The organism is Streptomyces sp. NPDC059371, assembly GCF_042751995.1.
Classification (GTDB): Bacteria; Actinomycetota; Actinomycetes; order Streptomycetales; family Streptomycetaceae; genus Streptomyces.
Window position 1 is genome coordinate 9,729 of the sequence record NZ_JBHYXD010000042.1, and the last position, 12,067, is coordinate 21,795.

Genomic DNA, 12,067 nt, shown 5'->3' on the forward strand with positions numbered 1-12,067 from the left:
GCGCGCCCACCACCACCCACCCCCCCACTCGACTAGCGGCGCCCCACCAGAGCCCCCCCCGCCCTCTCCTCCCCCATAACAACACGTCTGCCTGCCCGCCCCCCCCCGCCGCGCGCGCCCGCCCCCCCCCGGGCCCGGTCGTCCGGATCAAGCGGCGCCGGTGATGCCGGGGGCGATGTAGCGGCGGTGGAGAGGGCTGAAGGAGGTGTCGGGGGCGCCGGTCATGCCGGCCTTCTGGATCGCGGGGGCGAGGCGTTCCGCGAAGAAGGCCTCGAACGCCTCCTGGGACTCCCAGACGTCGGTGACGTGCAGCCCCTGCGCGTCGAACCAGGCCACGTGCATCTGACCGCCGGCCGCCGGGACCTCCTCCCACTGCACCGCGTCCCGCACGGTGTCGTACTGCTCCGGCGTGGCTTCCGCCCAGTGCATCGACATCACGATTGCCATGTCCGGCCCCTTGCTGCTCGTAGTGGTCACGCCGATCCCCGGTACCAGCAGACACCCGTGCGCCGCCGCTCACACCTTCACGACGGCCAAAGGCGTTCCCCCGCCGGGACCGGGCACCGGGATCGTTCCATCCGGCGAGCCGCGCCGGGCAGAGCGTACGGAGGCACACCGGCGCCCGCGGAAACCCCCGTACGCTCGTCCCGAGTCCTCCGCTCCGGAGGCGGGTCGGTTGCCGGCGGGTTCCTCAGTTCTGGAAGACCCGGTCGGTGCCCGGGCCGCCGGAGAGGGTGTCCGTGCCGGAGCCTCCGTGGATGAGGTCGTTGCCGCTGTTGCCGTAGATCTTGTCGCGGCCGGAGCCGCCGTAGAGGCTGTCGTTGCCGCGGCCGCCCTCGATGTGGTCGGCGCCCGCGTTGCCGTGGACGACGTCGTTGCCGTCGTCGCCGAACAGGCTGTTGTCGTAGTCCCGGTAGCTGCCGTCGGCCTCGCTCACTCCGCCGCTCAGCACGTCGTTGCCCGTGCCGCCGTGGCAGGTGTAGCCGCAGGAGTCGAGGACGTCGTTGCCCGCCCCGCCGAAGGCGCCCTCGCCGTAGACGCCGCCGCCCCCGTACAGGTGGTCATTGCCGTCCTGACCGTAGAGGACGTCACGGCCGTGGCCGGTGAGGGAGTCGTTGCCGGTCCCGCCGTAGATGCGGGAGTAGCCCCGGTTGTCGGGGTCGACCGTCGCGGTGTCGTTGCCGTCCCCGAGCTTGACGATCAGGGTGTCGAGGTCGGAGGCCGAGGTGTTCGGCTCGGTGACCGTGCAGACCGCCTGGGTGGTGTCGCCCGACGCGGGACGGACACAGCCGGCACCGAGGGAGATCTTCACGGTGTCGTCGAACGTGTAGATGAAGTCGACGAGTTGCGAGTCGGGGTCGGTCGCGCCGAGCGCCCAGGAGATCTTCAGGTGGTTCGTCTGACCGGCGGCCGCCGTGTAGTAGAGCTTCTGGCCGGTGGAGGCGGCGGTGGCGCTCGTGGTGGTCGCGGCGCTCGCCGTCGGGGCCAGGGCCGCCGCGGACACGGCGGCCGTCGCGGCGGCCAGCGCCAGCATTTTCGGAAGGACGGCGGTACGGCGACTGAACATGCTTCCCCCTTGATGGGATTCTGCGCCCCAGCGGCTCCGCCGTTCTGGGACTCCGCGCACCCGGACGTACGTGCCCAGGCATCCCGTTCGACACCGGCGGCGCATGACGGGTTGTGACCGCTGCCGTACAACCTTTGCCGGTTCAGGGAGAGTTCACCTCGGATTGCCGCACCCTTGGCCCGGACGGCTCCGGGCGTTGGCCCTCCGGGCGCGCGGCGCGGTGGCGGAGCAGCGCGGGGGCCAGGGCCAGCGTCACGGCGATCGACGCGGCGGCCATCACCGTCATCGCCGTCGCGGGCGTGGCGAGTTGGGCGATCCCGCCCGCGAGTGCCGCGCTCACGCCCTGCATGGTGAGCATGCCCGCCGTGTGGAGCCCGAGGGCGTGGCCGCTGAGTTCGTCGGGGATGAGCGCCACCAGGCGTTCCTGCTGGATCAGGCTCGCCCCGAAGCCGATCGAGGCGAGGGCGGCGAGGGCCGCCGCCACGGCCACACCCGGACGCAGCACGAAGAAGAGGTAGGGCGTCGCGAGGAGCAGCAGGAACGGTATGCCGAGGCGGGCACGGACGCGGGGCGGCAGCAGACGTCCGGTCGTCACGTCCCCGATGAACATGCCGAGGGCCGCGAAGGCGAACAGCGCGCCGGCCCGGCTCGGCGCGTACGACACGTACAGCGATTCGCAGCCGACGACCAGGCCGTTCGGCACCCAGAGCAGGAGATAGAGGGTGCGGCGCTCCGGTGAGGAGAAGAGGCGGGCGTTCGTGCTCCAGGTCCGGGCGACGGACGGACGGCCCAGAGCGCGCGGCGCCCGCGGTGTCAGGCCGAGCCGGGCGGTCAGGGCGGCCGCCAGATACAGCCCGGCCGCCAGGAGGAGGGTGACGCGCGGGGACAGCAGGGCCACGAGGACGCCACCGGTCGCGTATCCGGTGATCTGGGCGATCCCGCTCATCATGTTGAACACCGAACGCCCCAGCAGATAGCCCTCCTTGGCGAGGATCTCGGTCAGCAGGCCCCACAGGACCCCGCCGCCGAAGGACTGGATCAGACCGAGGAGCAGGAGGAGGGTGAAGATCGTCCAGATCGGCAGACCGGGGACGGCCATCGCCGCCGTGCCGAGCCCGAAGAGGAGCGCGATGCCCGCCACGGTCGCGCGCGGCGGCAGCCGGTCGGCGGCCGAGAGCATGGTGGCCGCGCCGATCATCTGGGCGAGCGAGGGCCCGAACATGCTCAGCGCGCTGAGCAGCGGCGAGCCGGTGGCCCGGTACACGAGGGTGCCGAGGGCCAGACCGCTCACCGTCGAGGCGGCGGTCCGGAAACAGGAAGACAGGAAGAGCGGGGTGAACTCCCGCGTGCGGAAGAGCTCGGAGTAGCTGCGCATGCGCGGAGTCTGCGGGGGCGCCCGGGCGGTCGATATTCTTTCGCGCGGGCGCGAAACGTCAGGAGCGGGGAGGGGGCGGGCATGGGCTGGTGGCAGGTGAACGCCGACACCCTCGCCGGGAGCCGCTTCGTGCTGTCGCCGCTCGCCGAGACGTTCGCCGCCCTGAAGCTGCTGCACTCGGAGACCGCGACACACCCCGGTGAACGCGCCTGGCTGAACACCCATCTGCCGGCGTACCGCGGACGACTGGCCGCCGACCCCGTCACCGCGCTGCTCGTGCGCTGCGGGCTCGGGCAGGCGTGGATCGCCGACTTCCTCACCCCGACCCCGTACGGCGACGAGACCTTCGAGACCGAGGTCGCCCGGGTGCGGGACGTCCCGCCCCGCGACGCCCGCGGCCATCTCGTCCGCTCGGTGGGCGGCCCGCTGCCCGCCGCCCTCGGGGACCGTGACGATCTGCCCGAGCGGGCCGCCGCGCTGCTCACCGCCGTGTGGGAGGAGTCCGTACGCCCCGACTGGGAGCGGCGGCGGCGCGTCCTGGAGGCCGATGTGGTGGCGCGGACGGCACGTCTCGGCCAGGGCGGCTGGGCGGCGGCGCTGGACGGGCTGCGGCCCGGGACGCGCTGGCTCGGCGGCAACCGGCTCCAGGTCAACCTTCACGAGTACCCGCCGCGCGAGATCTCCGGCGCCCGGCTCGTCTTCGTCCCCGTCACGCCGAAGGCCGGCTGGGTCTCCTGGGAGGGGCACGACCGCTACGCCCTGGTCTACCCGTGCACGGGGGCGCTGACCGACGTGGGCGCCGCGGTGGTGCCGGAGAGTCTGGGGGCGCTGCTCGGGACGGCCAGGGCCGGTGTCCTGGTCCGCCTCGACTCCCCCCTGTCCACCAGCCAGCTCGTCGCCGTGACCGGGCAGGGGCTGGGGTCGGTCGGCCGCCATCTGCGGGTGCTGCTGGACGCGCGGCTCGTGTGGCGGCGCCGGGCGGGACGGTCGGTGCTGTACTCGCGCACGGCCGCCGGTGAGGTCCTCGTCACAGCGCAGCGCCAGGACCTGTCCGGCGCACGGGAATCGCCGGGCGGGCCCGGGGAGCGGAGCGGCGGGACCGTCGGGACGGACACCTACCGGAGTTAGCATCCGCTTATGACTACTGACAACACCGGTACCTCTGTGCTCGACGTCGAGATCGGTGCCCTCCAGGGGGGCTCCGCCGACCTGTCCCAGTACGCGGGCAAGGCCGTCCTCATCGTGAACGTGGCCTCCAAGTGCGGGCTGACCCCGCAGTACGCCGGTCTGGAGCGGCTGCACGAGCGCTACGCCGGCCAGGACTTCACCGTCCTCGGCGTGCCCTGCAACCAGTTCCTCGGCCAGGAGCCCGGCAGCTCCGAGGAGATCGCCGAATTCTGCTCCGCGACCTACGGCGTGACCTTCCCGCTGACCGAGAAGGTCGAGGTGAACGGTGACGCGCGGCACGGGCTGTACGAGCGTCTGGTGGGCACCGCCGACGCCGAGGGGCACTCCGGCGACATCCGCTGGAACTTCGAGAAGTTCCTGATCGGGCGCGACGGCACGGTCGTCGGCCGCTTCTCGCCGCAGACCGAGCCGGAGGCGGCCGAGCTGGTCTCCGCCGTCGAGAAGGCCATCGGCTGAACCCTCCCCCGCGGTTGACCTTGCCCCTGGGGCAAGGGGGAGCGTCCCTGTCACCGGGCGGAAGGCGCCCGGTGACGGAGGATGACAGGGTGGACGAGGACCTGCTCACCATCGGCGCGTTCGCCTCGCGGGCGCGGCTCTCGGCGAAGGCTCTGCGGCTGTACGACCGGCTGGGGCTGCTGACCCCGGCGTACGTCGACGAGGTCAGCGGCTACCGCTACTACCGGGCCGGGCAGACCGAACGGGCCCGGCTCGTCGCGCTGCTGCGCCAGCTCGACATGCCGCTGGCGCGGATCGCGGACGTGGTGGAGGCACGCGGCACGGAAGCCGCCGAGCTGCTCGCCGCGTACTGGGACGGCGCCGAGGCCCGGTTCGCCTCGCAGCGGGCGCTCGCCGACTACCTCCGTGGACGTCTTTCCGGGAGGAGTTCCGAGATGTACGAGAAGTTCGTCGTCGAGACCAGCGAGGTGCCCGAGCAGGTCGTGCTGACCGAGAAACGGCACGTCCTGGCGCCCGAGCTGCCGGTGTGGATCCCCGGCTCGCTGGGGCGGCTGGAGGAGGGCGCCCGGGAGGCCGGGGGCGTCACCGGGCCGCCGTTCGTCGTGTACCACGCGGAGGTGAGCGTGGAGAGCGACGGCCCGGCGGAGACGTGCGTGCCGGTCGCCGACGAGGCCGCGGCACGGGCCTGGGCCGAGCGGCAGGGCCGGGCCACCGGGGCCGAGGTGCGGGTCGAGCCGGCCCGGCGCGTCGCGTTCGTCCGCATCAGCAAGGCGCAGGTCGCCCACCCGCAGATCCTGGCCGCCTTCGAGGCGGTCGAGAGCTGGGTCGGCGAGCGCGGGCTGACCGTCGACGGCCCCTGCCGGGAGATCTACTTCGCCGACTGGGACGCGGCGGGACCGCAGGACCCAGTCTGCGATGTGGCGTTCCCGGTGAAGTGACCTGACGGGAGGTGCCGGTGTGGCGTGGCGTCGCCCGGCTGCCGCGCCACGTCCACCTGCATGCGGTGCAGCGCCCACCTTCGTGTGACATTGCGGGCGCCGTACGCGGGAGCCGTGTACGAGTGGGGAGTTTCGGTGGTCTCGTCCCCTCCCGGGAGTTCGCTGTGCCTTCTGTCGCTTCCTCGGTCCCTGTTCCCGCCCCCTCGCAGGGAGGCGAGACGTCCACGGAAGTGGCGGAGTACCGGCTCTCGTGGGAGGGCTACGGGTACACCGCGCGGGTCGCCCGGCACGGCTCCCCCGTCACGGAGCCGCTGCTCGTGCTCGGCGGGTCGGACCAGACGCGGTACTCGTGGACGCGGCACGAGCGGTGGCTCGGGAAGCTCGGGACGGTGATCACCGTGGATCTGCCCGGGTTCGGGGACGCGGACTTCCTGCCCGCCGAGCACGGGATCGACTTCCTGGCCGAGTGCGCGGGCCACATGCTGCGCGGGCTCGGGCTCGGCCCGGTGAACCTGTACGCGGGGTGCTACGGCGGGGCGGTCGGACTCCGGCTCGCCCAGCGGTATCCGGAACTGCTGCGCCGGATCGCGGTGCAGGGGATGTCGGACCACATCCCGGACTGGTTCGCCGAGGCGCTCGGGGGCTGGGTCCGGCTTCTGGAGCAGGGGCGCGTCGAGGAGACCGCCGCGGAGTTCGTACGGTGCTTCGTGCCGCCGCCCGGCGACCGCACCGTACGCAAGCACGCCGCGCTGGCCCGGCTGATGTACCAGCAGTTCGCGGCGCAGACCCCGCGCGATGTCGCCGTGACGGTCGAGCGGAACCGGCGGCTGCTGGCCCACGAGTGGTACCGGCGGGCGCCCGTCCCCGCCGTCCCGTACCTCGTGTTCACCGGCGAGCACGACACGCTGACCACCCCCGGCATGGTCCGCTCGGTGGCGGCGGACCTGCCGGGCGCCTCTTTCACCACGATCGCGGAGTGCGGCCATCTGGCCCATCTCCAGCGGCCCCAGGACTTCTGCGATCTGCTCGTCCGCTTTTTCAGCGACGGACGGCCGGAGGAGGCCGGCCTGTCGTACTGCGGACCGTTCGAGCGGTTCTAGGGCCCGTCCGGCGGTTCGGGGCCGGACGGACCCCGGCCCGGTCGCGGAGGGCTCAGCGCAGTTCCTCCGGGCACGGTGTCCCGCGAGGAAGCTGGTACGGCGCCGCGAGCCGGTAGGTGCCCGGCTTCGGGGCGAGCAGCTCCGTCCACGTGTCGCCCGCCGCCGTCTCCTCCGTCGGCGTCAGACAGCCGTTGAGGTTCTCGTACGTCTTCGGGGTGCCGTCCGTGCGGCGCTTCGACGCCCGCGTCTCCTGGGGTGCCTTCAGGCTCTTGCCGTCCGCGTCGACGATGCTCAGCCACGGCGAGTACGGGATGCGGATGAGGATGCGGCCCGCCCTCTTCACCTCGATGGTCATCTCCCCCTGCTCGGCCAGGTCGACGACGGCGTGCGGCTCGGCGAGCGGGGTGGGGTCGGTGACGGTGAAGAGCTGCCAGTTGGCGTCGCCCCAGATCTGCTTCAGATAGGGCATGCCCCGCTGGACGAGCTCGCGTTCGCGCTGGCCACCGTCGCCGTCCGGTTCGCCCTTGGGCAGCACGACGTAGTGGATGGCCCAGCGCTGGAGCCACTCGTGGTAGTTCGCGGAGTTGAGCGTGTCGTCGTAGAAGAGCGGGTTGCGCTCCATGTCGGCCTGCCGGTTCCAGCCGCGGGCCAGGTTCACGTAGGGGGCGAGGGCGGACGCCTCGCGGTGCGAGCGGGCCGGGACCACCTCGACGCGGCCCTTCTCGGCGTCCACGAGCTGGAGCTGGTTGACGAGCGGGGCCAGCTCGCGCGCCCAGGACGCCGCCGGGGTCGTGTGCACGATGTCGTCGACCGTCTTGAAGCCGATCCAGCCGGTGAACACGGTGAGGGCGATGACGGTGGTGTACCACTTCCGTGACTTCGGCACGGTGAAGGGCAGCGCGGCGACCAGGGCGACTCCCGCGAACAGCATCGAAAGGCGCGTGATGTTCGAGCCGATCTGGGAGCTGATCAGCCAGACGAGGAGCACCGCGAGGCCGTACACCGCCGCCGTGATCCGTACCGTCGTCCACTCCTTGGGCACCACGTAGTAGACGGCCGCGGCGGACGCGAACGGCAGGATGACCGAGAAGAACGTCATCGGCTGGGTGCCGGAGAAGGGGAACAGCAGGGCCGAGAGCCCGACCACGACCGTCGGGGCGATGCCGAGGGCGTAGGCGCCGGGGCGGCGCCTCTGGAGGAACATGGCCGCGGCGAGCAGGCCCATGAACAGTCCGGCGACCGGTGAGGCGGCCGTCGCGAGCGCGGCCAGCGGCGCCGCGCACAGGGCCTTCGCCCAGCGCTTGTAGCGCCAGCGGTGGGGCCAGCAGAAGACGACGGCGACCGCGCCGAGCGAGAACGCCGTGCCGAGGCCGTACGTCACCCGGCCGGAGATCGCGTTGCAGACCAGCGCGAAGATGCCCGCGAGCGAGGTGGCGATCGGGTTCCGGACGACTCGGCTGCGCACGAGGATCAGCGTCAGCAGGCCGGCCGAGAGCGTCCCGGCGATCATCATCGTCGTACGGACGCCGAGCACCGACATCAGATATGGCGACACCACGCTGTACGAGACCGGGTGCATCCCGCCGTACCAGGCGAGGTTGTACGCCGAGTCCGGGTGCCGGCCGACGAACTCCGCCCACGCGTCCTGCGCCGCGAGGTCGCCACCGCTGTTCGCGAACGTGAAGAACCACACGATGTGGAGCACGCCGGCGAAGGCGGTGAGGACGAGGACGGGGTAGCGGCGGAGAAGGCCGAGCGGCGCGAAGCCGGCCGACGCGACCGGCTCGGTCACGACGGGCTCGGAATCGACCGGCTCGGAGTCTGCGGACTCGGACCCGGTGGGCTCCGACCGAGTGGGCTCGGAACCGGTGGGCTCGGAACCGGTGGGCTCCGACCCGGTGGGCTCCGACCCGGTGGGCTTCCCGTCCGGCTTCCCGGCGGTGCGACCGCCCGGGTCCGCGGCCGTGTCCGCGGCCCCGTCCGTACCTGAGCTCGCGTCCGCGCTCGTGTCCGCGCCTGTGTCCGCGTCCGCGTCCGCGCCCGTGTCCGCGCCTGTGTCCGCGGCCGGGCGCGCGTTCGCGCCCGCGTCCGCGACTACGTCCCGGACCGCTTCCTGAATGCCGACGCGCGGTATTCGCGGGCCCGTTCCGTGGCCCGCGTCGGCGTCGTCGGCGTGTGTCGGCTCCGCTGTCGCCACTGCAAGGTTCTCCCGCTGTCCCGTTGGTCCGTTCTGGGCCGGGACCCGCGGCTCGCGAGCAGCCCCGATTAGCGCGACGCTAGCACGCACACCGCCGGACAGCCCCCGAGTGGGGCACCGTCCGACGGCGTGCGGTGCGAGTACTGCTCCCCGCCCTACGTCACCGATGCGTGCGCGCGTACGCCATCGGTGCGCTTGTCCGCTCAGCCGATCCGGGTCACCTTCGCGCCGAAGCCGGGCTCGGACAGGTCCGACCGGAGCGCGACGGGGATCCGTACGGCCTCGCTGGAACCGTCGCCGACCCTCAGCTCGCCGACGACCGTACCGGCCTTGCCGGTGTGCGGGACGGCCGCCTTGCCCTCGCCGATGCTCAGCTTCGTCTTCAGGCCGGGCCAGCCGATCGCGGTCATGTTCTTCGTGGCGACGACCGGGGTCCGGCCGCCGAGCTGGTCGTCCACGTAACCGACGACCTGGCCCTTCTTCACCACTGTGGCGGCGACCAGGCTCTGCTGGACCTTGTCGATCAGCTTCTGGCTGTTCGCGAGCGCGAGCTGGAGGCTGTCCCAGACCTTGCCGGTGCCGGCGTTCTGGTTCATCACGGCGCCGTAGACCGTCTGCGTCTTGCCGTCCACGACCTTGGTCGCGGCCCACACCAGGTTGCCGCCCGCGGGCGTCGACGAACCGGTCTTCAGACCGATCACGCCGACCTGCTTGACCAGCAGATCGTTGTTGTTGTAGATCGTGTTGGCCAGACCCGGGATGTCCGCCTTGGCCATCCCGACGATGCTGCGGAACACGTCGTTCTTCATGACCTGCTTGGCCAGCTTGATCTGGTCGGTGGCCGTGCTGACCGTCGTCTTCTGCAGACCGCTCGGGTCCGTGTACGTGGTGTTCGTCATGCCGAGGTCCTTGGCCGCGGCGTTCATCTTGGTGACGAAGCCCTTGCTGTCGGAGTCCCAGCGGGCCAGCAGCCGCGCCACGTTGTTGCCCGAGGGGATCATCAGCATCTGGAGCATCTGACGCTCGGTGAACTGCTGGCCCTTCGACAGCGCCGCCGTCGACTCGTCCGGCAGCTTCGACTCGTCCTCGGCCTGCTGGTCGACGGTGATCTTCTCGCCGTCCTCGTTCCCCTTCAGCGGGTGCTCCTGAAGGATCACGTACGCCGTCATGATCTTGGCGACGCTCGCCGTGGGCGCGGGGGTCTGCTTGCCGTCGGTGCCGAGGCTGCCCACGCCGTCGACCTCGATCGCGGACTGTCCCTGACCGGGCCAGGGCAGGTCGAGGGTGCCACCGCCGAAGGTGTACGTGCTGTCGGCGCTGAGCGTGAGAGCCGGGGCCGGCAGCGGGCGGAAGGCCTGCGCGACTGCAAAGATCACCACGAGCAGCAGGACCAGCGGCGTCCAGATCTTGACCCGCCGTACGAGGGTGCGGACCGGGGTCTGCGGCGGCGGCGGGGTGTTCGTCAGCTCGGCGAGCAGGTCCAGCGGGGGCTTCGGCGGAAGCGGGAGCTGGGTGGTGCGCTCGGGGCCGACCTGCGGAATGGCCGCGGTGGCCGCCGCGGGCCTGTCGACCGGCCTGGGGGTGGAGACGGGCGCGGCGGTCCGCTCGGGCTTCGGGGTCCGCTCCGGCTTCACGGCCCACTGCGGCTTCGCGGAGGGCTCGGGCTTCGCGGAGGGCTCGGGCGTGGGCTTCGGGCGCGCCGGAGGCGGGAAGTCGTCGAGGCGGTTGAGGGGGACGAACTTGCTGGTGCGCGCGGGGGTGCCGGCGGGCTTGGCGCCGGGCTCGCCCGTGGGCTGCTCGGCGGGCTTGCCGGAGGACTTGTCCGCGGGCTTGCCCGCGGGGGCGTCCGTCGGCCCGGCGGCGGGCTTGCCGCCGGCCGGCTTCGGGGTGGCGCCGCCCAGCTTGAGCATGGTGGTGGGTTGGTCCACGGCCGGGCGCCGGGGGGTCTCGAAGACGGCCGTGGGCTGATCGACGGGGGGCTCGGCGGCGGAGTCCTTGGCGGCCTCCGTGTCCCTGCCGGTCTCCGTGTCCGGGTCCTTGCCGGTGTCCGTGTCCGAGCTCTCGTCCGGCACCGCGTCCGAGGGCTCGTCGGACACCGGGTCCGGGATCGCGTCGGCCGGGGCGTCCGAGGGCTCGCCGGAGGCGTCGTCGCCGCCGTCGTGCCGGTCCTCGGGCGCGGTGTCGCGCTTGTCCTCGGGTTCGGTGTCGCGCCTGTCCTCGGGTTCGGCGTCACGCTTGTCGGCGGACGCGGGACCGGGCTCGTCCTCGACGGCGGACGCGGAGGCGGGCTCGTCCTCCTCGTCGGCGGGAGTCTCGTCGGAGGCGGCTTCCGGCTCGGCTTCCGGCTCCTGGCCGGACTCGGGCTTCTCGTCGGCGGCGCCGTCGATGTCACGGGTGGGGTCGGGGTCGGGGCCGGCGGCGGGTTCGGCGGCCTCCTCGTCCGTGCCGGACGCCGCGTCGGACGCCGCGTCGGACGTGTCGGACGTCTCGGACGTGTTCTCGGCCCTCGCGGAGTCCACGGGCTCGCCCGGCTCATCGGCGAGCTCCGCGTCCGCGTCGTCACCCTCCGCGTCGCCGGCCGGCTCGGCGTGGTCCGTGTCCGCGACCGCGCTGTCCGTGTCCGTCTCCGTCTCCGTGTCCGTCTCGTCGTCGTCGCCTTCGCCGTCGGAGGCCGTGGCGTCGTCGTCGGCCCCCTCGGGGCCGTCGTCGCCCCCGGAGCCGGTCGTGTCCGCCGGGGCGGGCTCGTCCCCTCCGGCGACCCACGCGGCCACCGCAGCGCGCAGCCGGGTGTCGCCCTCGGCGTTCTTGCCCCCGGCCGCGCCGTCGGCGTCGGCGGACTCGGAGACCCGCTCCGGCTCCGCCGTGACGGGAGCGTCCGCCGTGCGGGCGGTCTCACCCGAGAGCGCCTTCGTCGAGAACACGGCCGTCGCCTGATCCACCCGTACCGTGGCGGCCCGCTCACGGGCCATCGCCATCCGGGGGTCGGCCGGAGCCGAGCTCTGGGTCGACGTCGCCGCCGGCGCGCCCCACCGCGCCGGACTCGGAACCGACGCCGGGCTCACCCGCGTCGCGTCTGCCGCCGACGCCCACGACACGTGGTGCGTCGACCAGTGGGGGGTCTCGCCCGCCCCCCATGGCGCCGCCCTTCGGCGCGGGCCCCCCCCCGCCCCCCAAACAGTGTCTTATAAAAAAAATACGCAGGCGGCGCTATTTTATGTGTATATATCGGTGGTGGCCGGGTTGTTA

9 protein-coding genes are annotated in these 12,067 nt (G+C 72.6%); 4 read left to right on the forward strand and 5 right to left on the reverse strand.

Translation table 11 applies throughout. From position 1 onward, the window contains the following. Positions 1–147: 147 nt before the first annotated feature. The 3 genes from ACFXGX_RS23110 to ACFXGX_RS23120 all read right to left on the reverse strand — a co-directional run bounded on the left by ACFXGX_RS23110 (position 148) and on the right by ACFXGX_RS23120 (position 2,942). The gene (locus ACFXGX_RS23110; protein ID WP_384794397.1) at positions 148–447 is read right to left on the reverse strand and encodes a hypothetical protein; all 300 of its coding nucleotides are present in this window, start codon (positions 445–447) and stop codon (positions 148–150) included. A gap of 244 nt (positions 448–691) precedes the next feature. After that, on the reverse strand, positions 692–1,567 hold the full coding sequence (locus ACFXGX_RS23115; RefSeq protein ID WP_384794399.1) for a calcium-binding protein: 876 nt from the start codon (positions 1,565–1,567) through the stop codon (positions 692–694). 142 nt (positions 1,568–1,709) lie between these two features. Continuing rightward, complete coding sequence (locus ACFXGX_RS23120; protein WP_384794401.1) at positions 1,710–2,942, reverse strand: MFS transporter; 1,233 nt, start codon at positions 2,940–2,942, stop codon at positions 1,710–1,712. 81 nt (positions 2,943–3,023) lie between these two features. Between ACFXGX_RS23120 and ACFXGX_RS23125 the strand changes: the two genes are divergently transcribed. The 4 genes from ACFXGX_RS23125 (at position 3,024) to ACFXGX_RS23140 (ending at position 6,624) form a co-directional block, all read left to right on the forward strand. Then, a complete protein-coding gene (locus tag ACFXGX_RS23125) occupies positions 3,024–4,070 on the forward strand; it encodes an ArsR/SmtB family transcription factor (protein WP_384794403.1) in 1,047 nt (348 codons plus the stop codon). Between the two features lie 9 nt (positions 4,071–4,079). Beyond that, positions 4,080–4,586: a glutathione peroxidase gene (locus ACFXGX_RS23130; protein WP_384794405.1), complete on the forward strand. Its 507-nt coding sequence runs from the start codon at positions 4,080–4,082 to the stop codon at positions 4,584–4,586. Between the two features lie 71 nt (positions 4,587–4,657). Continuing rightward, positions 4,658–5,524, forward strand: a complete 867-nt coding sequence (locus ACFXGX_RS23135) for a MerR family transcriptional regulator (RefSeq protein WP_384794407.1) — start codon at positions 4,658–4,660, stop codon at positions 5,522–5,524. Between the two features lie 164 nt (positions 5,525–5,688). Continuing rightward, a complete protein-coding gene (locus tag ACFXGX_RS23140) occupies positions 5,689–6,624 on the forward strand; it encodes an alpha/beta fold hydrolase (RefSeq protein ID WP_384794409.1) in 936 nt (311 codons plus the stop codon). Between the two features lie 52 nt (positions 6,625–6,676). Here the strand turns inward: ACFXGX_RS23140 and ACFXGX_RS23145 are convergent, their stop codons facing one another. Together ACFXGX_RS23145 and ACFXGX_RS23150 are read right to left on the reverse strand one after the other, a co-directional pair. After that, on the reverse strand, positions 6,677–8,416 hold the full coding sequence (locus tag ACFXGX_RS23145; protein ID WP_384794497.1) for an MFS transporter: 1,740 nt from the start codon (positions 8,414–8,416) through the stop codon (positions 6,677–6,679). Positions 8,417–9,024: 608 nt separating this feature from the next. Then, positions 9,025–11,796 (reverse strand): D-alanyl-D-alanine carboxypeptidase, encoded by a 2,772-nt coding sequence (locus tag ACFXGX_RS23150; protein WP_384794411.1) that lies wholly within the window; start codon positions 11,794–11,796, stop codon positions 9,025–9,027. Between the last annotated feature and the right edge of the window lie 271 nt (positions 11,797–12,067).